The sequence below is a fragment of the Coleofasciculus chthonoplastes PCC 7420 genome (assembly GCF_000155555.1).
Lineage (GTDB): Bacteria > Cyanobacteriota > Cyanobacteriia > Cyanobacteriales > Coleofasciculaceae > Coleofasciculus > Coleofasciculus chthonoplastes_A.
Window position 1 is genome coordinate 55,810 of sequence record NZ_DS989844.1, and the last position, 23,950, is coordinate 79,759.

A 23,950-nucleotide genomic window follows, 5' to 3' on the forward strand; every position below is an offset into this window, starting at 1 on the left:
TTCCCTGCTCCCAGACGTGCCATGGCACGTCTCTACATTGCTTCCCCAGCTTCCCCTGCTTCCCCAGCTCCCTACCCTCCCACAAGACTTATTCAGCAGACCCTACTTATTTACCATGGACTACCTATCATCGTAAACGCTGACCAAAAATACGGATGAGATAAGTCTTTATCTCCAATTTCGGCTAACTCTGGAGGTAACGCAATACTCTCCCCACTCCCCAATAATTGTCCGTTTTCTAACCGCACTTCTCCCCGAATCATCGCTAGTTGCGCCTGTCGCAGCGCTTCTGATTTAATCGGTGCTGTCTCTAACTGACGATAAAATTCAGTCATTAATCCCAATGTCGCTTCATCGCTGACATACCAGAGACTTCCCAGCGCCGATTTGACCCCGGCTTGTACCGCTAACCCGGCAAAGCCTAACTCGGCTTCTTCATCCCCCACGGCGGTGCGACAAGCACTTAGGACTAACAATTCTACTGTGGGTTCATACAACTTTAACTCACGCAGTTGATCAAGGCGTAGTTTGGTATCCCATAGCTGAATATAAGAGTTTTCTGGGCGTCCTGATTTAAATTCACCATGAGTGGCTAAATGTATAATCCCAAAGGGTTGTAATTGACGTTGGGTTTTTAGGTTTTCCAGGGTAAACTCTTGATTGAGGAAGGATTCTCCTTGCCATAGTTCTTGGGTAATCGCGGCTAGTTCAACTGGGACAGCTTTTAAGGGGTTGGCGTCGGTAAATTCAGAGGCTCCCATTGCTAAAACTTGGAAGTCATTAATATCGCGATAGCGGGTATCGGTTAAGCTGATACTGGGCATTAAACCTGCACTGTATTTTTCAATCAGGAATTGTTCGCCATCGTAGAGAGCCAGCAAGGGAATGGAACGCAATCCCCCATCCATGATAAAGCTGAGATTTTGAATCCCTTGGGTTTGTAATTGGTCTTCAATTGGGGCAATTATCCATTGATAGAGTTGTTGGGCTGGGGCTAAATAACGGTTGGTACTGCGGGTAATTGGATTAGTAATTGCACGGCGTAATTTCTGGGCTTCCGCTAGAACAGTAGCGCGAGTTGCACCGGGAATGGGCATAAAGATGGGTTCCCCAGTGGGTGTGACGACAACCAGTTGGAGTAGGTCATTATCTTGGGGAATGGGATTAGTTAAAGAACCGGAATTTGGTGTAATTCGGGTGGGGTAAAAGACAGTATAAACCAGGGCAGGTTTTTGACCTGTGGCGGATTCAATCTTGCTCAATGTTATCCGAATTTGACTTAAATTGCTAATGGAAGGATTGAAGATTCCTAGATATTGTTCAAATTCGCGGGTAAATAATTCTTCTAAGGGGAAACCGCGACGGTTCAGTGTAACGGTTAGAGATTCGGGAGGATCAGCTTGGGGGGGTGCTAATTGGATACCGAATTGGGGTTCGGGTTGGGTTGGTAAGGGTTGGGGTGTGGTAATAATTGAAATAGCACCTTGGCTGTAGGGACCCGGAAAGGATTGAAAGGGTAAGATTGAATTGTTGGCGCTGGTTGTTAAGGCTCCCGCCGTACCGTTTATCGTAGCATCACCGACATCAAAGGATATTCCTCTGGCTCCACCATCGTGGCGAATTGTAATTGTCCCTTCACCAGCGCCCCCCGCCGTAGAAATGCTGGCAATGATGTTATTTTGGTCGCTAAATGTGCCAGTGGCTTGGAAGAATTGTTCGGTGGTAATATCCACGGTTCCACCTGTTCCTTCTGTACCCCCTTGGGCGTTAATTAGGGTCACTTGAATCCCATTTTCGGGGTCTAACTTGACAGTTCCGCCATTTCCTGATAGTGAACTGGTATTGATTTCTTGGGTAATAATGCGATCGCGTGCTGTAACGGTAACGTCTCCACCCCCAGTTTCTCCCGTCGCGATTAAGTCGCCGCTTTCCACTGCACCTGTTTGACTTTCCAGGCTAATATCACCGCCAACACTCGTGGTACTTGAAGTGTCGAGGGTTCCCGCCAATAGGTTATTCTCCGCCATCAGGGAAATATTACCGCCTGCGCCAGTGGTAGAAGAGGAATCCAGAGAGGCTGCGATCGCGTCGATGGTATTTCCGGTTATAGTAATCGTACCGCCATCTGTATCGATAGGAGATTGGAGTGCGATCGCGCCTCTTCCCGTTAGGCTGAAATTCCCGCCTGTGGTGGAGATGGGGTTATTTACGCTGAAACCATCGGCGAAGGTGAGAGAAAGATTTCCTCCCTCGGTGTTGAGACTCTCATCTGAGGAGAAAACAAGATTACTCAGGGGATTAGTATTTCCCGCGATAATATCCGCACCACCGATAGAAAGGATTTCGGGGAGGGTAATTTCTCCGGGAGTATTCAGGGTTAGACTATCGCCACCTTTGTCAGTTGAACCGAATCGTATCGCCTCACTAATTGTGATCTGATTTCCCGCCGAGAGGTCAATTTTACCGCCACTCCCATTCGTGGAACTCGAATCAATTTCACTGGCGTTAATCTCGTCAGCCGCGTCAAGAACTATAGCGCCACTCGCGCCATTTTCTGAGGATGAGTTAAGGGTTCCGGCGCTAGTATCAATACTGCCCTTACTACTGGTAATTGTAATATTCCCCCCAAACCCTTCGCTAAAGCGTACACCTGCAAAGATATCTGCTTCGGCGATAATATCTCCACCTGCTTTAAAGGTAATATTTCCGCCACTCCCTGTACCTGTATCGGTGGCGCTTAAACCTGCTTTGACGGTGTTTATAGTAATGCTACCTGCTGAAGCCTCAAGAGTAATATTACCGCTTTGACCATCCACAGAAGATGCATCTAGAAAACCTCCAGTAGCATTAATACTACCGCTATTGCTGATCAGATTAATATCTCCACCACCTAATTCGCCAAATGAGTTGATATTACCTGTGATAATATCGTCACTCGCTTCCAGACTGACTGCACCACTTTGGCTACCAGAAGCTGTTGATAGAGTACCAGCGCTAGTGTTTATCACACCGGCGCTGGTAGTGATGGTAATGTTACCACTACCCTCAGCGCCAGGGGATTCTATTGTGGCGGTTATGATATCGTTTTCAGCCTCAAGGGTGATTGAACCACTATCACCATTATCTGAGGATGTAAATAAAGTGCCAGCGCTGGTATCGATACTTCCATCGCGGCTAGTTAAATTAATCTCACCACCTCCCAATATACCGGAAGAATTAATATCCCCCATCAAGATATCGCCATCAACATTGAGGGTAATAGAACCTCCTGTACCATTACCGGGACTACACTGCTCATCTGGGCTAGAACAGGAAAGTATTCCACCTATAGTATTGAGAATGGGATCTTTTTTACTATTATCAACTGTACCGTCAACCGTAAGATTGATATCACCACCATTGACAGAACCAAATGTTGATATATCATCAAATGTTAAGTTACCACCAGCCTTAACAGTGATATTGCCACCATTACCACCGTTGGAATTTGCTAAGATATCAATTACTTCAATATTTCTATCTGCTTCCAGAGTAATATCACCACCGTTACCATTAGTAGCGCTGGAGTTAGCGGAATTCACATGAGCAGCAATATTAATAGAGCCAGTTTCACTGATTATAGTAATCGAACCACCGTCAACTCCAGTATTGGCATTTTCTCCAATTCCTGTCGAAATCTCTCGAACAGAAATGTTACCTTTGGCACTGATAGTAACATTTCCAGGATTATTAGTACCATTAGTAGCATTGATCAAGGCTTCACCAGCATTAATTGATCCCTCCTCACTGATAAATGTAACGTTACCACTATTGCCCCTAGATTCTACTCCTGGTATTCCTCCAGAAAAAGTCTCTACGCAAAATGCTGTGTTTGTACAATTAATTGAAATATCGCCTGTAGCCGTGAAAGTAATATCACTACCATTTTGGGGAGACCAAGACCTGAGAACGTCTCCTGTTAAAGTAATGCTACCACCTGCGGTTAGGCTAATTTCACCACCATCACCATTCATGTTGCCTGCTATAGTAGAAATCCCACCTGTGGAAATGTTACCTCCAGCCTCTAAATTTACGAAACCCCCATCACCAACCAAGTTGTCTGTTGTCAGCCTTCCTGTCTGAATGTTGCCTGTAGCATTTAAAATGACTGTAACACCATTCCTATCTTGCTCTGAATTATTAACATCACCTATCTGAATGCTTCCTGGAGGTAGGAATGATGGATTTCCAGGTGGGTCAAAAGTTGTTCCTTCTGCTGATGTTGGTACATTGGGAGCATAAAGTAAGGTATCTAATCCAGCTCTTAAAATAAGCGCTGGACTATTTCGTAAAATTTCAACATCTGGATCATTAGGATTTGGAGCTAACCCGATATCTGGATTATTGATTATTATCTCACCCCCAATGATACTTCCAGTTGCTTCTATCTTAATAGAAGCTCCGGTGTAATCCCCGAATTCCACATCTCCATTAGCACTAATAATTGGGTCATTGATACTTCTAAACGTTCCAGGTTCTCCAGCTAAATTGAGAAGTGAAAAATCACCCCCACTAGCAAAGTGAGCATCGCCAGAAATAATTCCATCACTGACTAAACTCAGATTTCCCCCACTCACAAACGGGGTTTCTGGATGATTCAGCGCCAGAATATCAATTCCATTATTCCCCTGAATATAAAGATTCCCCCCCGCTTGAGCTAAAAAAGGACTGGTTGGGTTATCCCTTACAAATACTGTATCCTGCGCCAATAGATTTAAATCCCCGGTTGTTACCAAAGAAGGTGCAACGCCTTCCCCAACCGGAACTAAGGTTATATCCCCTTCAGCCGATAACGTTGCTGTGTATCCTGTTACCTGATTAACAACAATATCTCCAGCTTCAGCTTCCACATCCGCCGCCGCGACTCCCGTCGCTTCAACCACACCGCCATTCGTCAACAATTCCGGTAACATTAACGGTTCAATCGCCAACAAATTCCCCTGATTATCTGTCGGTAATTCAACCTCCAAACTCAGAAGCTGTCCCTCTTGAGTCAACCGTACCCGACTCGTTCCCGGTACTGTCATCACTGAAATATTACCGTCTGGTGCTGTCAAACTCCCCGTACTCAGCACCCCACCACCAATCAGCGCAAGATTCTGTCCTTCGGATACCTCTAAATCACCCGCATTAATAATCGCTCCGGGCTGCACTGTCTCAAACTTAAATCCATTCGGATTGCCGACTAAATTGCTGTAACTATTGCTACTAAATGCCTCAAACCATCCCCCCTGAAAACCAATCCCCGTCGCCGTGGTTGCGGTAAAATCACCTGTAACATTCAGCCGAGCATTTTCACCAAAAATAATCCCCGCCGGATTCATTAAAAATAGGTTAGATTGTCCCCCTGTTACCTGAATCAACCCATTAATCAGCGACGGTTCACCATTCATCACCCGCCCCAGGATATTTTGAATCTCTGGATTCGACAAAAAGTTAGCAATTTGGTTTGTATCGAGTCCAAACTGCTCAAAACTATGAAACAGATTCACCCCATCCCCGGAAACTGTACCCCCTTGGATATCGTAGCGGTTTCCCTCAGAAGTAACCGTGGTTCCTGTACCATCGGCGGCGGGAGTAATGGGTTGGGAGTAAGCAGGGGATTGAGCAAACGTAACGGTTAATACCAATCCTGCCAACAGCCGCCCCTGTCCTTGAGTGAAAATATTCATGGGGCATAGCAGATGTATATCTAAGAGTATTTAACCATAAATACTTAGTGGCTGTAAATAGACTGCGCCTTTTCACCGTAGGTTGGGTTGAGCGAAGTCGAAACCCAACAGTCTAACCCGTTAGTGGTCTTACTTTTAAAACCTCTCTCCCACGCCAGCCCTCACCCCCAGCCCCTCTCCCAAGCTTGGGAGAGGGGAGCAAGAGAGGAGCAAGAGCATCCGATCCCCCTTCTCCCGTGCAACAAAAGCGAAGCATCTGCTGTCCTCCCCCCTCTTGTAGGGGGGAACGAGGGGGGTGGAGAAGGGGTTAGGGGATGAGGGGGAAATGTTGAGGAGTAGATAGACACAGTTTAAAACATTGCCAGCATTGGTTTTCTCGCCTGTAGTTGACACGGATGAAGCCTTGCGCCCCAAAGCTTGAACATCTGTTGTGTTCATTTGTCTATTGGACAAACCTCAAAAGCTAACTCATGGCGATAAAAACACACATTAAATTCCGCCAAAAAGTTTGTATGTCCCAGGATTACAGGCGCATCTCTTGATTGAGTCCAAGCAAATGCCAATAAGACAGGCGAAAACGGAACATGAACGGGAATCGTTGACCATTAAGCATTAGTTTCTCTCCGCGCCGCCACCAAAAGATCCGACAAGGCTTGAACACTTGCTTGATCTGCTTGAGGAGACCAGACAACGGCTTCTGTTGATGCCAATTGATTCAACAGTGCATTAGCTGAATCACTATTGCCCGCAGGTTCTAGGCTGCATCCTTCCTCTTTAGCAACGGCAAGAAGCAGAAAGTGGATAAGTCGAAGTTTATCTTGATGAGAGAGTTGACTAACAGTGGGTAAAAGTTCGCTGAGAGACATATTGCTTGTCTGAGAGGTTCAATACAGTTCTAGTCTAGTTGAAAGTAACCAAATAGCGATATTGACATATCTTAGATTCAATGGTGGTGAAATAAGCATTTTGGGATCACCGAAATCTTTGATATACCGTAGGGTGGGCATTGCCCACCCATCTTAAGCTGGGTTCGTAGTAGGCACTTTAGTGCCAGAAGTGAAGACAGCACTTACTACAAACTCTAAAGTCAGTGCCATTTGTCTTCAGCTATCATGCATTTAAATTGGGAATGGGTAGCGAGCAAGATGCTCACACTACAAAGATGAGAGCCATTTTTGACATTTTGGTGTAAACCAACTGTTTAATTGTCTCTGAATCAAGAGAGTCGTAAATCCGGCTATTGTTAAGCCACTGAAAGTTCATAGTGCAGTATTAAAACCTCGTCTCGTTTCAATGTAGCCATTGCATATTCCCGCCCCTGTAAATCAGCAAACTCAACTAAATAGTGAGGTTCTTCCTGCTCATCATAAATATTGACAACTGTACCCACCTGTCCGACTGGCAAGTTTTCAAGCATTACATAGTCAGATTCAACTAAGTGCAACCGCTTCAAGGGAATCGGTTTTAACGTTGCAATTGTATCCAGCAAATTCAGATTTTTCATATCACTTGATAAATGCAGATATTAAACGTGGCTGTTGGTTTTTATACCAAGTTGCAGTCTAAGGTAGAATCTGTCATGCTGAGCAGAACCCTTCACTTCGTTCGAGGGCAAGCTCCGTGAAACGGAGTGACGCGAAGCATCTGTCCAGATTCTTCGCTTCGCTCAGAATGACATGATAGAACGCAACTTGGTATTAGCTGTGATTTCCCAAATGGTTCGGATTGTTACCTGATCTCGTCAACTATGGCAAATCGTGAATCGCATCGGCTGGCGACACTCCCCCCTTCGTGACAGCGATGATACCAGGGAGGTATTCATCCATCATTTTCACATTGGTGTAAACTAACTGTTTGATGGTGTCTGAATCAAGCAAGTGATTTTTGACAGCCGTGCTAGTCTTGTAACGAATCTCCCCATCATCGAAATTTAACTCAAAATTGCCGATAATTATGCCATAGTTGGCTCTCGATAGAAACTCTCCTACAGCTCTACGCTTAGATTTGGGAATTTTAATCGGGCATAAGCAGTAGAAGATAAACTGCTGCTGTGATTCTAGCGCTTGGGCATAACAGTCGTATTGGTCATTTTTGCCCTTAAACGCTAGGCGTAAAGTTGACTGTTTTTCTAGCTGGGCATAGTGCCAATTGTCTTCTGTGAAGAAATTGACGATGGCGGCAAAAATGGGTTGTGTTGAGGGAATGTCTTCAGGTGTCACATTGGGAGTTTTCCTGTCATCGTATTGCCAAAGACTAATACAAGGATTGACGGATTGCCAATTTACTTAATTTACAGATAATCCTTAAGGCTGCTCATGGTTTTCTTTAAAATTGACAATTTCTTCAGGTGCTGAATGAATTATTTTTATCACCTCCAAGGCAACATCCACCATTTCTTTAGCGCGGGGGTCTGGCATTAACTTTAACTCGATCAACTCATTGAGTAGTTTAGCGGCTTGAATGCCAGATTTTAACAAGGCTTCTTGGTATTCTTGTTGTAAGGTTTTAGAGGGAGTGGGGGTTAGGTTTTGGTTGTCTTGGTTTGGTAAATTTATATTTTCCATTACCTTCACTTGTTACCAACTTTTTCTCAATTATAACTTTCTACAGTATGGCTATATTAAGTTTCAAAATATAATTCATTAATTATATTTGAACTATCTCCTTCCGGACTCATATCAATATTCTTTCCAACTGAATCTGTGGTAATAGCTCCCTTGATATCAATACCAAATAGCATACACTCAATAAATTTGCTTTTTGATATATTCGCGTTAGCAATATTCAAAAAACGCAAATCAGAGTTAATAAATCTTGCTCTTCGCAAGTCGGCTTTAGCCAATCTACACCTTTGCATAAATGAACGAATAAAGCTCGATTTAGCTGCGGTTGATTCTTCAAAATTCGCATTCTTAAAATTGCAGTCGTGGAAATCAGCTTTAATCAAAGATACACACAATCCATCTACACTAACAAACGAAGATCTATAGGCTTGCACAGAGTTTAAGTTGGCCTGCCATAGTTTACAAGACGATAAATTACAATCAGAAATCTGACTTTGATCTAAACTTGCTTCTTGAAAAATCGCTTCAGTAAAATTAACTGAAATAAATTTAGATTGTTCCCAAAAAACTTTGCTTAAATTTGCACCTGAGAGATCAAGATTAATCAAGTCAGCTTTTACCGTTTTAAACTCTCGAAAATTAAGACCAGAGAGATTTAAGTCTTGAAATATCAAACGACTAGCTTCAAAATCTCCCTTTTCATAAGCTTGTTTTTTTTTGCTTAGAATGGCATCTAATTCTAATTGTGAAACTTTTTTCATTTTCTTGATAAATACGTCCTTTTATCTATATGTTCAAGGTATAAAAGCAAACTTGATCTGCTTATGATCTGGCGTTAGACCAGATTTTACCAAATTTTCCACCATTGTTCGCTCGGCTGCACTCAATCCAGTCAAATCGGCAAGGATATCCTCTCCTTTAGCATAGGTGAGTAAATCATTTGCAATCTCTTGAGGATTTTTACCTGGCTCATAACTTTTAATATCCCAACCAAAACCATTTCCATCTATAATATCTGGATCTATATCAGCTGGTCGTCTTGCTGGTCCTTTAATGACACCTGAGCCTTCGGCTGCTAAAGCAACCTTTGCCTCTTTAATTTTATAACGCTTCGTCGCGAAATCAAACGCTAGCTCTTTATGACGATGGTTTTTATTTAACCAAGCCAGATCTGCTGGGTCTATGGGAATTTTACCGTCAGCTATTTCTTGATCCAATTTAGCAATACCTTCATCGAGTTTATCGATGCGAGCCTGATCCAACTTAACTCTTTTCTTTCTCGCTAAATCCTCCAACTTCTTCAAAGCAGACAACCTTTCAGCTTCATCGCTGATGTTCGCAATTTCAGCCAATTTCTTTTTAAGGATAGGAGTCTGCTCTAATACCTCCACGTAAGTATTCGCAAACTCTGTAACGTCAGTACAGTATGGCGAACACAAAAATACTCTTCCGTCTTCTAAATACTTTAATTGATGACCATCAGGTAGGTTTTCTACCCGTTGGAAATTACGGAGTCTATCTTCAGGTATTGATTTTTGATTTTTTCCTAAAAAATCGTCTGCTTTACTTTTACCCTTCTTAATAAAGTCGGCTCCGGCATCAAGACCTTTTTTGCCTTGTTTACCCGTAAGGATTCAGGTCTGTGTTTAGCTCATCAATCAGCCTGGGTGTACGAGCCGTGCAAAAGTAAGTGGGGAAAGGGAATTAAGTCATATCGGCGAGTGCGCCCAGGCTCAAAACCCCAGCATCAGGCTGATACCACCCATCTCTCAGGATGATGGGTAGGAATGGAGCCTCAGTTTGCCAGTGTGTAACCTGGTCGAGTTCAATCACTCGAACACAGACAACTAGGTTTCAAGGGACAGGTTCAGGCAACAGTGACACAGATTGCCCCGACTCGGTTTGAGCTACCAAGGCGGCTTGAAAAAACTCAATCACCGACCGTCCTTGCCGCCGACAAGTCTGTACCACACTCAATAAGTCTGCCGTCTGTTGAAATCGCTTCATTGAGCGAGACCCACCACTGACTTTACGTTTTGTCACCGCCAAACGCAAAGAACGTTCCGCCAGGTTATTGTCCGGTGGCACTTCTGGGTGGTCGAGGAAGTACCACCATTGCTGGGCTTTATCCCGTAAAGAACGCAGTAACTTGCCCGATTCATATCCGGCTGTACTTATCCATTCCTGTATAGTCAGCGCCACTCGCAGCTTAAAAGAGGCCGCCCAGGTAAAGAAAGAGGTAGAGTCTTGAGTTTGACGCTATTGCTTATGCTGGGCAAAGGCTTCCTCAATCAGTTCAATGAACGCTTGCCCTAAAGCTGGATTATTACCATGGCTCAATTTCACAACTTTTTTGAAGTGACGCAAAAGATGGGCTCGCACATTTCTGTTGTGCCTTGACCTCGTAGCCATTATAGGCACTGTAATCATCACTATTGATTACACCATCAAACCTAGACCCCAACTGTTGGATAAGTTCAGCTCGTGAGCGGGTATCACCCGGATGAAATAGACAACATTCTTGTGTCGCACTCACCCACAACCATTCTTTGAGACCCAACACTGGCCAAGGAGATTCATCCACATGAACCAACGGTTGCTGTTTGATCCACTCTCGTAAGCCGTCAACGCTTTCCTTCACCGCATCCGCCATCCGAGCATTTGTGGCATTAAGAGTTCCTACCCCTATCTCAATCTTGCCCAGTTCCCACAGTAGTTCTTGCTGCTTTTCATCTCTACAGATGTCCATAGTTGCCCAACCACACCAGTAGTGCTTGCAATCTCACACTCAAGTCTTGTCCTGGCACAATGTCTTTTGACCAAGGCGCTGCTGTCAGCTGACCACAACAGGCACAACGGCAGGTTTGCCTTTGGTATTCGACTACTTCTATCGGATGTGCTACCAGTTGCGCGACCTGCTGCCGCTGCACTGATGCTGGATTTTCCTCAAATTCTACACAGCCACAGCTAGTACATTTTTTGGGTTTGAGAATTGAGTATCTATCTACTCGCCCAAAACATGAACGGGTCTTACCCGGGTGACCGGGTTGTCCTCCTGGCTTTCGTTTCGGTTTGTCGCTCTTTGCGCCAGCACTTTTGTCCCCACTACTGTTACTCTTGTCGCCAGCGCTCTTGTCCCTCAGCTTTTTTAGTTTTTCCGGTTTGAACAACAAGTCCGTTGAAGGGGGCTTTGAACTTGCTTGACTATCCAGTTTCTGGATAGCTTTGAGCCTTTCTATCTCTTGTTGCAATTTCTCAATTACAAGCTGTTGCTGCACCAGCAAGCCAACGAGTTCCTCGGTGGGCAACTGTTTGAGTTGGTTTGGGTCAAGTTTTGGCTTCATGGCAACAGCACTCACATACCTTATATTTAAGCAGATTTTGTGTTACTAGAGCGCCATCGTTACGCTTTTCCCTCTCAGGTAGTTCTCTGTGTGCCGGAGCAAAAGGGGCAAGCCTTCGCCTCTGCCAAACTGCTGTACTCGACTCATAGCCAAAAGGAGGCGAAGCCTTCCCCCTTCATCGGATTTCCACGACCCCTGAATCCTTACGTTTGAGCATTAGGTGGTGGAAGTTCTTTAGCCGGAAGTGGTGGTGCTTTCTTGTCTACGGATATTTTATACGGATTTTTGTTAGATGTAGCTAGAAACTCCTGCTCCTCAATTGTCTTAGCTTGTAGCGTAGGAGTGAGGTTATCTCCCTGTAACGATAACGGGTTTTTATTCAAACCTGTAGCACCCGCTATGTCAGCTTTCGCCTGGATGGTTCCTGTGTGCTTCTCTTCTTCCTCTTTCTGTTCCTGCTCACAGGCGGAACATGAGCGCTGAACCGTTTCTGGCTGACTCGATGGTTGAACATTAAACCGATTTAATCCATTGAAGACAGAATGAGTTCTCTGTTCTATTTTGGGGTGATACTGTTCTAACCCATCCTGAAGCCCATTCCTCTGCACTGGAGAAGACTCTTTCCCTTGAGTGTTAACAGGAACAGTCAGCAAATTGGAACTCAAACGCGATATTCTTTCCTTTTGAGCTTGTAAATTCGGTTTTGGGGATGGGTTGTTTCCACTCTCTGCTGCTGAGGGTTGAGCCGGGGTAACAGCAACTCCGTCTACTTCTGTATCCGGGGATTCTGGATTCTGTGATAATTCGGCTTCTGAACCTTCCTTTGGCTGAATCGTCTCTTCTTCCTGACTCTCTGTTGCTTCCGCCTCCGAAACCTCTGGCTGTTGAGCGTTATCTTCTAACCCTGCATCAGTGGACTGTTCCTGTACAGGTTGCGGGGGTGGGGTTTGAGGGACATTAACCGGGACATTAAGACCGTTGTAACCGACAAAAGCCGACTGATCCAATTTCTGTTGCAAAAACGCCCTCTGTTCCTCCGGTGAGCGTCGCACCACAGGTTTCTGGGGTTTCGGAACTTTGAAACGGCGTCGCTGCAACGGATTGGTGTCGGACTTCCGACTCAAGGGTGAGAAATTTGGTTTGCGGATGGGTTCTCGCAAAGACATGACCAGAGGTTCCCCTGATTGATGCTGGTCTTTTCTATCCCTCCCAGGAAGCGCGATCGCATCTATGAGATGGGTAGCAGAAAATATCTTTAAGCATACCCCTAAACAGGCGATCGCACTCTACCCCTATAAAGAAAACTTAACCAACGTGCGATCGTTTCTTTTTGAGTAATTTTCTTCTGCTGTGTTAAATAACCCTCCCGCCTTTTCTAAGTCTAACCCGTTGGTGGTAGGTTTCCTTCCTCAACTATGGCAAATCGTGAATCGCATCGGCTGGCGACACTCCCCCCTTCGTGACAGCGATGATACCAGGGAGGTATTCATCCATCATGTTCACATTGGTGTAAACCAACTGTTTGATGGTGTCTGAATCAAGCGAGTGATTTTTGACAGCCGTGCTAGTTTTGTAACGAATCTCCCCATCATCGAAATTTAACTCAAAATTGCCGATAATCATGCCATAATTAGCTCTCGATAGAAACTCTCCTACAGATCTACGCTTAGATTTGGGTATTTTAATCGGACATAAGCAGTAGAAGATAAACTGCTGCTGTGTTTCTATCGCTTGGGCATAACAGTCGTATTGGTCATTTTTGCCCTTAAACGCTAGGCGTAAGGCTGACAGTTCTTCAAGTTGGGCATAGTGCCAATTGTCTTCTGTGAAGAAATTGACGATGGCGGCAAAAATGGGTTGTGTTGAGGGAATGTCTTCAGGTGTCACATTGGGAGTTTTATTGTAATTGCATCGCCAAAGATTAATACAAGGGTTGATGGATTGCTGATTTAGTTGATTTTATATGTTACCCTTAAGGATTGTCATTGTTTTCTTTAAAGTTGACAATTTCTTCAGGGGCTGAATGAATTATCTTTATCACCTCTAAAGCTAAGTCAGCCATTTCTTTAGCGCGGGGGTCTGGCATTAATTTTAACTCAATTAACTCATTGAGTAGTTTAGCGGCTTGAATGCCAGATTTTAACAAAGCCTCCTGGTATTCTTGTTGTAAGTGTTTAGGGGGAGTTGGAGTTGGGTTTTGGTCGGTTTGATTTTGAATGTTGATATCTTCCATAATGTTCACTTATTGTAAATAGACTTTATCTCATAGAAGCAAACTCCAGAACTACCCTCCATACAAATGAAAGCCGACTTCAGCGCTATCTCGGCGGCTTACTTTGGCACGAGGTTCAGGGATTAAACTCAGTTCCATTAATTCTCCCAGAAGATTGGCAGCTTTGGTGACGGCGTTCAAGAGGGCTTCTCGATACTTGTCTTCTGGGGTATCGAATGACTGTTGTTTTGGAGTATTGGGTGGGGGGATTGATTTTCGTTTTTATTAGTTGTAGCTGCCATGGATTTTTTAAAAGTGATTTTATTTAAAAATAAAAGAGCAATTAAATAATTTAAACTATATTTTTATTTGTTAAAGATATTCATGAATGGGACTGTTGGGATACGCCCAGCGCAGAAATGCTTTCTCAAAATCTTCTAATGCTTGAGCACCTTTTTTATTAAAATCTTCGATAGCTTGTCCCGTGGCATCTATCCCATTTTTAGTCTTACTAACAGCCGTCATTGAACCAAAAATAACCTTCATTACTGGACTAGGTGAGTTTACAACTATCTCCCAGTTTACTTCCTGGATTTTCGGATTATCTAGATCAAATGGACCATCAGCACCTTCTTTCACTGCCTCATTTATACCTATATCGTGCACAGCACAAGTTCTCTGCTGCTTATTCCATATAGGGTTCCAACCTGAAAGAGGAATTGTTTGAGTTTTGTTAAAGTCTCTGTTATCACCTACACCACATAAAGTCTCACCAAACAATAAATTACCTATACTTAAGTCTGCTCCAAAATTAATTAGTTTATCACCCCAACTTTCTTGCTCTTGCTGATCATTAGGTCTTTCTTGCTGATTATTAGGTGAGTATTTTGAGCTAGCCAATTTAACTGTATTAGTTGTATGGTTACTCTTAATGTTACCCCGCATCTGCCTAGTGAATTCTTGAAATATCTTCCAATAACTCATTAAACTGATAATATTTTTCTGAATCCAACTTTGCAGCTTACCCCACTGCTCCTGCACCCACTGATTACCGGGCTGAATCAGATTATCATTCACCCAACCCGACAACCCACTAACCTTTTCTTGTACCCGACTCCCTAAATTCCCGAACTCGGTACTGATCACATCCCAGCCACCCTTTATCCCATCCTTTGCCTGTTGCAACAAATTCTGTCCCAACTCGCCGGGATGCTGTACCCAATACTTCGCGCTAGAACCTTTATCCTTAACCCAATTCGCCGCACCTTGTCTCTTTTCACCAATCCAATTTTTGGCATCGCTTCCCTTTTGCTGCACCCAACTTGCGGCACCTTGACTTGTCTCACCAATCCAATTTTTAGCATCGCTTCCCTTTTGCTGCACCCAATCTGCGGCACCTTGACTCGTCTCACCAATCCAATTTTTGGCATCGCTTCCCTTTTGCTGCACCCAACCCGATACACGTTGACTCGTGTCACCAACCCAACTAACCGCATCGCTTCCCTTATCCTTAACAAAATTCGTCGCACTACTCCCTTTTTCCCCTAACCAACTCTTCGCCCGACTTCCCTCTTGTTTCACCCAGTTAACTGCACGGCTTCCTTGTTCACCCACCCAATTAACAACACCACTACTTTTCCCCTGAAGCAAACTCGTACCCTTACCTATCGCCCCCCTTAAACCGGAAACGGCTCCATCTTTTGCCCCTTGAACACCGGAAATCAGGGAACCCACTTCGCCACCTAACCACTGGAGAATCGAGCTACCTGTATTGCGAATACCCGACACAAAACTGCTGCCTTTTTGACTGAGTGTCGTTAATACAGAATTGTTAGTTTGATTCAACCAACTCCCCGCACTCCCGGCTTTCTCACTAATCCAACTGCGAGCGCTATTGGATTTTTCAGTCATCCAATTTCCGGCTGAGGTAGCTTTCTCACCCATCCAGTTTTTCGCGCCATTGGCTTTCTCACCCATCCAACTCCCCGCCGCCTGTGCTTTATCGCCCATCCAGTTTCTCGCACCATTGGCTTTTTCACCCATCCAATTTCCGGCTGAGGTAGCTTTCTCACCCATCCAATTTTTCGCACCATTGGATTTTTCAGTCATCCAATTTCCGGCTGAGGTAGCTTTCTCCCCTATCCAATTCCTCGCACCATTGGTTTTATCATTAATCCAATTTCCGGCATTATTCGATTTGTCCTGAATCCAATTCTCGGTACTCTTCGATTTTTGATTAACCCAATTCTCTGTACTATTAACCTTCTCGTCTGCCCAACCTTTAGCACCCGTAAACGATGCTTGGAAGCCATGCCATTTTTCTGCCGCTTTACTCTGGAGAACTGCCCATTGTTCCTGCACCCAAGTATTCGCATTACTCAGCAATCCGTCTACCCAACTTGCCAATTCTCCCGCTTTTTGGCGGAGGGGTTCCCAGAGTGTCTGTACCCATTGACTAAACTGTTGCCACTGTTGATCAATGCCTTGGGTAACTGGACTCACCTGAGCCATAAAATCAGTCCACGCCGCTTGTGCTTCGGCTTTAAGGGCTTGCCACTGTTCCTGGATATCCGCCGATGAACCCGCTTCATTATCCAGATTTTGAATCAATGCTTCGGCTTGACTCTGATAGCGTCCACAGAGTTCACTTGCCTGATTATCCAGGGATGTGACTGATGCCTCGGCATTCCCTTTTAATCCTGCCCAATTTCCTTCCAGTTCTGTAGTTAAAGCCCTACCTTTCTGATGAACTTCGGTTATCTTATTATTAACCTGATTCTCAATATCGGTCTTGGTATTTTCTGCCTCTTGTTCAAACCCTGCCTCATCCCCTTGTAATTCCTGCGCCTGAGTCTCGGCTTCAGTTTCTAGGTCATTTCCTTTAGCGATCGCTTCAGTTTCTAGGTCATTCCCTTTCGCCTGACTTTCGGTTTCTAGTTGGGAGCCTTTTGTCTGGCTGTCTGTTTCTAATTCTGACCCTTTGGTTTGACTGTCACTCGTTAGGGTTTCCCCTTTCCCTTGACTATCGGTTTGTAATTCACTCCCTTTTGTCTTCCCGTCAGCGTCAAGTTCTGAACTTTTTGCTTGACTATCGGCATCCAGTTGGGAGCCTTTATTTTTCCCTTCCGCATCAACTTCAGAGGCTTTTCCTTGACTATCAGTATCTAGTTGGGAGCCTTTATTTTTTCCCTCCGCATCAACTTCAGAGGCTTTTCCTTGACTGTCGGCATCAAGTTCTGAGGCTTTATTTTTCCCCTCCGCATCAACTTCAGAGGCTTTCCCTTTCCCCTGACTATCTATTTCTACACTCTTACCCTGCGCCTGACGATTAACCCCTGATTGTTTCGCCGCCGCATCTCCCTGAAGTTCGCTCTGCTTTGCTGACGCATCCCCCCGCAAGCCGTCTAAAATCCCTCGCGCCCATTCAATCGGATTTTCTAGTTTTGCCTGAATAATTGTTGCTTGGGAGTCAGAGGTAGGGCTGATTCCCATCGGTTGACGTTGAATCAGTAAAGGTTGTACTGTCTCCTCTTCTTTCTCTTGTTCACAAGCAGCACAGGCGCGTTGAATGGTATCAGGTTCACTGGGTTGGGAGACTTCGACACTGGGCTTATCCTCAGTATCCGACGACTTCGCGATCGCGTCTCCTCCGGCTACGGTTTCTGATTCGGGTGATTTAGGCTTTGGCGTCTCCTGGGTATTATCTCCCTTCACCGCCGATTGTTCGGGTTGCTTTTCCCTCTGAGGCGATTCCGATACAGGCTGGGGTTTAGCCGATTCCGGTGTCTGAGACACCTGTTCTGGCGTTGCTGAGGATTTAGCCTCTGTATCTGACGGTTTTTGTTGTTCTCCCTTACCCGGAGATGCAGGTGCAGTCTTAGTTTCAGGACTTTTTGCCGAGGGTGCGATCGCCTGAGAAATTGGCTCGGCTTCCGGTGGCTTTTCCGGTGTCTGAATGGCGGCTATTTGCGCTTGCGCCGATTGTAAGGCTGTTTCCAGGGTTGTCTTCAAATCCCCATCCCCAGGTGTCGTTTCCGGTGCTGACGCTTCCTCATTGGTGACTTGAGCTTGCGCCATCTGCCAAGCTTCCGTTAACGAGGGGGATTCCGCTTTCTCTGGCGTTGCTGTTGCGGAGGTTTCCTTCGCTGCTGCTTCAGTATTTTGGGAAATCTCTGAGGTTTGGGCGTTTTCCGGGTTGGTTGGAGTGAGTGACGCCGTTTCCGTTGACTGTTCCGGTGTGGGTTCTGTGTTTGACTCAATCCCAGAGGATTCAGGTTCAGCTATTTTCTGATTCGGTTCAGCTATAGGGGGTTCTGAGGGTTTTGACTCCGGTTCGACTACAGATTCAGTCGGTGCAGATTCAGCTTCCGGTTGAGGCGTGGAATCTTCTGTCTCTGGTTTAGCTTCTTTGGTGGGTGCTGGGGTAGCTGGGGATTCAGTTGAATTATCTTGTGCTTTGGGTGTGGTGGCTTCAGGTTTGGGTGCTGGCGCAACTTCGGGTTGAGTTTCAGTATCTTGTGTTTCCGGTTTCGCGTCTGTGGTGGGTTCGGCTTGAGGGGGCGGCTCGATTTTCGCTTGGGGTTGATTCGATGATTGAGGTTCAACAGGAGCAGGTTTTTGTACTTCTTGAGTCTCTGTCTCTGTAACTAACGGCTTCTTGGTTTGTGCAACATCTGGTGAAGTTTCCGTTGGCTGAGATTCTTTACCTGTGGCTGTTTGAGCATTAGGCGGTAGAAGTTCTTTAGCCGGAAGTGGCGGGGAATTCTTATCTACAGATATTTGGGACGGATTTTTGTTAGATGTAGCTGGAGACTCCTGCTCCTCAATTGTCTTAGCTGGTAGCGTAGGAGTGAGGTTATCTCTCTGTAACGACAATGGGTTTTTATTCAAACCCGTAGCACCCGCTATGTCAGCTTTCGCCTGGATGGTTCCTGTGTGTTTCTCTTCCTCTTTCTTCTCCTGCTCACAATCTGAACATAAGCGCTGAACCGTTTCTGACTGACTCCATGGTTGAACATTAAACCGATTCAACCCATTAAAGACAGAATGAGTTCTCTGTTCTATTTTGGGGTGATACTGTTCTAACCCATCCTGAAGTACATTCCTCTGCACTGGAGGAGACTCTTTCCTCTGGGTATTGACGGGAACAGTCAGCAAATTAGAACTCAAACGAGATGCTCTTTCCCGTTGAGCTTGTAAATTCGGTTTTTGGGATGGCTGTTTTCCACTGTCTGCTGCTGAGGGTTGAGCAGGGGTGACAGCTTCTCCCTCTACTTCTGTCTCTGGAGATTCGGGATTCTGTGATACATTTTCTTCTGGAACTTCCTCTCGCTGAATCGTCTCCTCTCCCTGCTCTGAAGTTGTCTCAGCCTCTGGCATTGACGGTGGTTCTTTTCCTGGAGCCTTGACAGGAATATTCAGCAAATTGGAACTCGAACGCGATACTTTTTCGAGTTGAGCTTGTAAATTGGGCTTTGGGGATGGATTGTTTCCACTCTCTGCTGCTGAGGGTTGAGCCGGGGTAACAGCAACTCCGTCTACTTCTTTCTCTGGGGATTCTGGATTCTGTGATAATTCGGCTTCTGAACCTTCCTTTGGCTGAATCGTCTCTTCTTCCTGAGTCTCTGTTGCTTCCGCCTCCGAAACCTCTGGCTGTTGAGCGTTATCTTCTCGTGCTGTATTAGCGGATTGTTCCTGTACAGGTTGCTGGGGTGGGGTTTGAGGGACATTAACCGGGACATTAAGACCGTTATAGCCGACAAAAGCCGACTGATCCAATTTCTGTTGCAAAAACGCCCTCTGTTCCTCCGGTGAGCGTCGCACCACAGGTTTCTGGGGTTTCGGAACTTTGAAACGGCGTCGCTGCAACGGATTGGTGTCGGACTTCCGACTCAAAGGTGAGAAATTTGGTTTGCGGATAGGTTCTCGGAAAGACATGACCAGAGGTTCCCCTGATTGACGCTGGTCTTTTCTGTCCCTCCCAGGAAGCGCGATCGCGTCTATGAGATGGGTAGCAGAAAATATCTTTAAGCATACCCCCAAACAGGCGATCGCACTTCACTCATTTTAGGAAAACTTAACATCCCCCGTTGTTACCAAAGAGGGTGCAACGCCTTCCCCAACCGAATCTAATGTAAAATGTGACTTTTCACGGTGTAAATTCTGCTATGTGCGATCATGTATTGAGAACAGGAAGCAGGGAACAGAAAACAATAAGGGTTCAACGCTGATGTAATCTAGGTCTTTGCTCCTTTAAATAGCTAGGTGCTGGCACATCACTACGCGCATATACATGACGCTGCCATTTTTTTTTGTCTGGCTCATTTTCCCAGAAAAAAGTTCCTGTATCACCAGAATATACCCAAACACGGTCATCTACTCCCCACAAGAAATAGGTTGTATGACGTATATCAAATTGTTCAGATAATGTATATAAAATATTTTGCTCCTGATCTAAGATTTTAAATTTTCGATAAGGAAGATCAGGGTTTTCATTACTTTCTATAACAAGAGTATATTTTCCTGATGGTGAAATAGCAGGTTTTTCTACTGTTGCAACTTCTGCTGGTAAAACCATAGCTTTTTCCTGGCAACTTGTTAAAACAATCAACAAAACCAATAATTTATAAAATGTTTGTTTAAAAAAGACTATTGTTTTGTTCATGACAAAAGCCTATTTTCTACTATCGAATAAGCTTGATAATCACTCGGTTTCAGATGAACCATGTCGCTGCAACGGATTGGTGTCGGACTTCCGACTCAAAGGTGAGAAATTTGGTTTGCGGATGGGTTCTCGCAAAGACATGACCAGAGGTTCCCCTGATTGATGCTGGTCTTTTCTATCCCTCCCAGGAAGCGCGATCGCGTCTATGAGATGGATAGCAGAAAATATCTTTAAGCATACCCCCAAACAGGCGATCGCACTTCACTCATTTTAGGAAAACTTAACATCCCCCCAAATAATCCCATCACTGATTAAACTGAGATTTCCCCCACTCACAAACGGGGTGTCTGGATGATTCAGCGCCAGAATATCAAGATTTACCCCCTCATCCCCTAACCCCTTCTCCCTCCATGGGGAGAAGGGGAACCGGATTCTATGAGCTTAAGTTTTTCAACCATTACATAGTCAGATTTAACTAAGTGCAACCGTTTATATACGTGCTGCTGCCATTCTTTTGTGTCCAGCTCATTTTCCCCGAAAAAAGTCCCTGTATCACCAGAATATACCCAAACACGGTCATCCGCTCCCCACAAGAAATAGGTTGTATGACGTATATCAAATTGTTCATCTGATGTATACAAAATATTTTGCTCCTGATCTAATATTTTAAATTTTCGATCAGGAAGATCAGAAGTTTCTTTGTTCTTCTCAAATGCGGACGAAAGGACTTGAACCTTCACACCTTACGGTACTAGAACCTAAATCTAGCGCGTCTGCCAATTCCGCCACGTCCGCGACTCACTCGATAGCTATCATAGCAAAAACTTGACGATTTGGTTAGCTGACTTCGACATAACGCTGAAAGCCTTATTTTCCCGTTGCTATCGCCTGAAAGCCTCCAAGTGGGCGTCAAGCCTCTGCTTATATCAAATTCAGGTTGAATACCCCTCCAAAACACTGTAGAGACGCGCCATGGCGCGTCTCTACATAAATGATGTGTCCTAACCGCTATGGCGATTGCTATATCAATTCCCCATCGTCATCGCCTAGGGGTTATCCTGCCTAGGTTGTGGTAAAGGTAGGGTAATCGTCACCGTACTTCCTGCTTCTGCTTGAGACTCTACCGCGATCGCACCGCCTTGTACATCCACACAATATTTAACCAGCATCAGCCCTAAACCACTCCCCGCTACGGCTTCAACAGGACTATCTAGGTAAAAGGCGTTGAAGAGAACGTTTTGCTCAGATTCCGGCATCCCACTGCCGAAATCGGGTATACGAAATACCACCTTTTCATCTTGACACACCAATTCCAACTTGATCGGACTATCCTCTGGTGCATATCGCCATGCACTAATTAAGAAATTTGTCAACATCCGACGCAACAATCTTTCATCACCTACGCCATAACAGGATTCTGAACCAACAAAACTAATCTGAGGTTTCGACGGTGTACGTTCCTGTAATTGGGTGATTAATTCTTGACACAACGGAGTTAAATCCAGTTCCGTGAGATTTAAACGCAGTTGCTTGGCTTCAATCTTTTTAATCAATAGCAGATCATTCAGGATTTGGTTGATCCGTTGAGCATTTCCTTGGATGCGCTGGAGATAGTAAAGGGTGTTATTCTCCGTGTCGGAATCGGGATTAGTTTCCAGGTATTTCGCATGGGAAAAAATCGTGTTCAGAGGATGGCGGAGTTCTTGGGTAATCACGGAAGCCAATCGGTCAACATGGGATTTGAGCGCCCGATATTCCGCTTCTTTTGCCATGGCTTCACTAGCGGCTACCCTCGCCTGTTTTTGTTCGCTCAAATCTTTAAACGTGATCACAACGGCACCGCCGTTCCCCTCAAGATTATCCAAACGGGTCATTGTATACTCGTAATCCTTCACTCCCTCAACCGTGGTTAAAGTAATTTCGTCGGAGATAGATTGTCCTGTAGTTAAAACAATGTCCCGTTGAATATCCAACTGTTTCATCTGCTCAGTGGATACCTTCAGATCATGCCAGGTTTTACCAATACAATCCTTTTGGCTAAGTCCCCACGCCTGAGCTGCGGCTTGATTCACATAGACATATCTGCCCGTGCGATCGCACACCAGAAAGAAGTCACTAGAATTGGAGAGAATCGTATTTAGTAGTTGTCCCAGTTGTTCGACTGAGGTGTCTGGATTTGCAGGAGGAGGGGGAACAGGAGACGTTTTCTCTGGCTGACTGGCTTGTTGTTTAACCGCTTGTTGCTGCTGAATCGCTTGTTGACGACGAATTGCCTTTTGTTGCTCAGCTTTCAGACGTTTTTGTTGACTAATATCCTCCAAGATACAAATGACTGAAATAGGTTCGTCTGATGTCTCCTGCACCAGCGCCACGGTAAGTCGTCCCCATTCGATGGGGCTATCCGGATGATGGAAAGGCTTCTCCAATTGGTAGGAATGACGTTCACCCGCGATTAATTGGCGAAACATTGCCGATTCCATTCCTGGCTTATCTAAATTCATCCACCTCATTAACGTGGGTGCTAATTCCTCAGCCGGACAACCGAGCATTGCCTGAAGTTTGGGGTTATATTCGATCAGGTTCCCCTGATGATCTAGAAGTCCTAGACCAATAACTGTTCGATTCACAATGGAACCAAACCGAGAATGAACGTGGGATTGCATAGAATCTTTATAGCGTGCGATCGTCAAATCTTGTAACCGCCAGCGCAATCCAATCACCTGACCCGATGGATTTTGCACAGGCGCGACGGTTAGAGAAGCGAGGAACGAGGTATCACCACGGGGTTGAATCTGGACGGGCCAATTATTGATCGACTCCCCCTGTTTTAACTGACTTAACTTGTAATAAAAGTCCCGTCGTTCTTGAGTCGCGACAAAAACAGCGAAGGATTTGCCCACCAGACGTTCTGGAGAAAAGTTTAGCGAATGGGCGGCGGCTTGATTCGCCTCAACAATGATCGCGTCGGGATTGGTAACCAGGTAGCCATCGGGAGCAAACTCAAACAATTCCCGGTAACGCTGGCGTTCCGCTTCCAAGGCAATCTGGCTTTGGACTAATTTATCATTTTGTTGGCGTAGTTCTCCGGCGGCAAATTGTAGTTCTTGCAGGGAATGGGACAGTTCGGTCAAACTCTCCAGTAATAAATGTTGCTGCTGGTTTGGCACGTCTTCCGTTCCAGAAGACTCCTGTACTGGTAATTTCAGTGATTCGTGTGCCTGTTGCCACAGCGTTTCGACTCGTCTGAGGGATAGGGTAATTTGTTGATCAAAGGTTTCTGCGGTCATCTTTTATACACAATAGCTGCACCCTGTTAACCTCCATATTTTCTACTATCGTTCCGGAGTTTGTGTTCAGCATAAGGTAAAACCCTTTCATACCCTTGCACCGCTATCAGGGAAAATGTATCATTGCTCCCCCGGCTCCCCCTGCTTCCCCGGCTTCCCCTGCTTCCC

At 45.2% G+C, this 23,950-nt stretch carries 15 protein-coding genes, 1 tRNA gene and 1 pseudogene; all 17 read right to left on the reverse strand.

The annotated features are described in order from the left end of the window. Positions 1-110: 110 nt before the first annotated feature. A complete protein-coding gene (locus MC7420_RS34930) occupies positions 111-5,711 on the reverse strand; it encodes a CHAT domain-containing protein (protein ID WP_052307432.1) in 5,601 nt (1,866 codons plus the stop codon). Between the two features lie 605 nt (positions 5,712-6,316). Beyond that, on the reverse strand, positions 6,317-6,577 hold the full coding sequence (locus MC7420_RS05990; protein WP_006099458.1) for a hypothetical protein: 261 nt from the start codon (positions 6,575-6,577) through the stop codon (positions 6,317-6,319). A 377-nt stretch (positions 6,578-6,954) separates the two neighbouring features. Further along, a complete protein-coding gene (locus MC7420_RS05995) occupies positions 6,955-7,215 on the reverse strand; it encodes a DUF4926 domain-containing protein (RefSeq protein ID WP_044205412.1) in 261 nt (86 codons plus the stop codon). 241 nt (positions 7,216-7,456) lie between these two features. After that, the gene (locus tag MC7420_RS06000) at positions 7,457-7,930 is read right to left on the reverse strand and encodes a type III secretion system chaperone family protein (RefSeq protein ID WP_006099355.1); all 474 of its coding nucleotides are present in this window, start codon (positions 7,928-7,930) and stop codon (positions 7,457-7,459) included. Between the two features lie 84 nt (positions 7,931-8,014). Further along, positions 8,015-8,275: a hypothetical protein gene (locus tag MC7420_RS06005; protein ID WP_006099518.1), complete on the reverse strand. Its 261-nt coding sequence runs from the start codon at positions 8,273-8,275 to the stop codon at positions 8,015-8,017. A 56-nt stretch (positions 8,276-8,331) separates the two neighbouring features. Further along, complete coding sequence (locus MC7420_RS06010) at positions 8,332-9,036, reverse strand: pentapeptide repeat-containing protein (protein ID WP_006099171.1); 705 nt, start codon at positions 9,034-9,036, stop codon at positions 8,332-8,334. 33 nt (positions 9,037-9,069) lie between these two features. Then, positions 9,070-9,666 carry a hypothetical protein gene (locus MC7420_RS06015; protein WP_044205415.1) on the reverse strand — a complete coding sequence of 199 codons (597 nt, stop codon included), beginning with the start codon at positions 9,664-9,666 and terminating at the stop codon, positions 9,070-9,072. A gap of 463 nt (positions 9,667-10,129) precedes the next feature. Then, positions 10,130-11,634 (reverse strand): annotated as a pseudogene (gene tnpC, locus MC7420_RS06020) (IS66 family transposase). Positions 11,635-11,822: 188 nt separating this feature from the next. Further along, the gene (locus MC7420_RS06025) at positions 11,823-12,785 is read right to left on the reverse strand and encodes a hypothetical protein (RefSeq protein ID WP_006099313.1); all 963 of its coding nucleotides are present in this window, start codon (positions 12,783-12,785) and stop codon (positions 11,823-11,825) included. Positions 12,786-13,032: 247 nt separating this feature from the next. Beyond that, on the reverse strand, positions 13,033-13,506 hold the full coding sequence (locus MC7420_RS06030; RefSeq protein WP_006099557.1) for a type III secretion system chaperone family protein: 474 nt from the start codon (positions 13,504-13,506) through the stop codon (positions 13,033-13,035). An 85-nt stretch (positions 13,507-13,591) separates the two neighbouring features. Beyond that, on the reverse strand, positions 13,592-13,852 hold the full coding sequence (locus tag MC7420_RS06035; protein ID WP_006099286.1) for a hypothetical protein: 261 nt from the start codon (positions 13,850-13,852) through the stop codon (positions 13,592-13,594). Positions 13,853-13,903: 51 nt separating this feature from the next. After that, positions 13,904-14,032 carry a hypothetical protein gene (locus MC7420_RS43235; protein WP_006099227.1) on the reverse strand — a complete coding sequence of 43 codons (129 nt, stop codon included), beginning with the start codon at positions 14,030-14,032 and terminating at the stop codon, positions 13,904-13,906. 171 nt (positions 14,033-14,203) lie between these two features. Further along, positions 14,204-19,768: a hypothetical protein gene (locus MC7420_RS06040; protein ID WP_044205420.1), complete on the reverse strand. Its 5,565-nt coding sequence runs from the start codon at positions 19,766-19,768 to the stop codon at positions 14,204-14,206. Positions 19,769-20,051: 283 nt separating this feature from the next. Continuing rightward, the gene (locus MC7420_RS06045) at positions 20,052-20,495 is read right to left on the reverse strand and encodes a hypothetical protein (RefSeq protein ID WP_006099419.1); all 444 of its coding nucleotides are present in this window, start codon (positions 20,493-20,495) and stop codon (positions 20,052-20,054) included. A 392-nt stretch (positions 20,496-20,887) separates the two neighbouring features. After that, positions 20,888-21,235 (reverse strand): hypothetical protein, encoded by a 348-nt coding sequence (locus MC7420_RS36595; protein WP_071777194.1) that lies wholly within the window; start codon positions 21,233-21,235, stop codon positions 20,888-20,890. Beyond that, positions 21,209-21,290, reverse strand: a tRNA-Leu gene (locus tag MC7420_RS06055). The genes MC7420_RS36595 and MC7420_RS06055 overlap by 27 nt, the downstream gene beginning before the upstream one ends. A gap of 251 nt (positions 21,291-21,541) precedes the next feature. Continuing rightward, positions 21,542-23,782, reverse strand: a complete 2,241-nt coding sequence (locus MC7420_RS06060; RefSeq protein WP_006099197.1) for a PAS domain-containing sensor histidine kinase — start codon at positions 23,780-23,782, stop codon at positions 21,542-21,544. Positions 23,783-23,950 lie beyond the last annotated feature (168 nt).

What these genes read in the sequence shown, in the direction of transcription:
- MC7420_RS06040 (WP_044205420.1), bottom strand. Translation starts at nt 19,768, where the DNA reads ATGTCTTTCCGAGAACCTATCCGCAAACCAAATTTCTCACCTTTGAGT.
- MC7420_RS06010 (WP_006099171.1), bottom strand. Translation starts at nt 9,036, where the DNA reads ATGAAAAAAGTTTCACAATTAGAATTAGATGCCATTCTAAGCAAAAAA.
- MC7420_RS34930 (WP_052307432.1), bottom strand. Translation starts at nt 5,711, where the DNA reads ATGAATATTTTCACTCAAGGACAGGGGCGGCTGTTGGCAGGATTGGTA.
- MC7420_RS06035 (WP_006099286.1), bottom strand. Translation starts at nt 13,852, where the DNA reads ATGGAAGATATCAACATTCAAAATCAAACCGACCAAAACCCAACTCCA.
- MC7420_RS05995 (WP_044205412.1), bottom strand. Translation starts at nt 7,215, where the DNA reads ATGAAAAATCTGAATTTGCTGGATACAATTGCAACGTTAAAACCGATT.
- MC7420_RS06060 (WP_006099197.1), bottom strand. Translation starts at nt 23,782, where the DNA reads ATGACCGCAGAAACCTTTGATCAACAAATTACCCTATCCCTCAGACGA.
- MC7420_RS06045 (WP_006099419.1), bottom strand. Translation starts at nt 20,495, where the DNA reads ATGAACAAAACAATAGTCTTTTTTAAACAAACATTTTATAAATTATTG.
- MC7420_RS06005 (WP_006099518.1), bottom strand. Translation starts at nt 8,275, where the DNA reads ATGGAAAATATAAATTTACCAAACCAAGACAACCAAAACCTAACCCCC.
- MC7420_RS05990 (WP_006099458.1), bottom strand. Translation starts at nt 6,577, where the DNA reads ATGTCTCTCAGCGAACTTTTACCCACTGTTAGTCAACTCTCTCATCAA.
- MC7420_RS06025 (WP_006099313.1), bottom strand. Translation starts at nt 12,785, where the DNA reads ATGTCTTTGCGAGAACCCATCCGCAAACCAAATTTCTCACCCTTGAGT.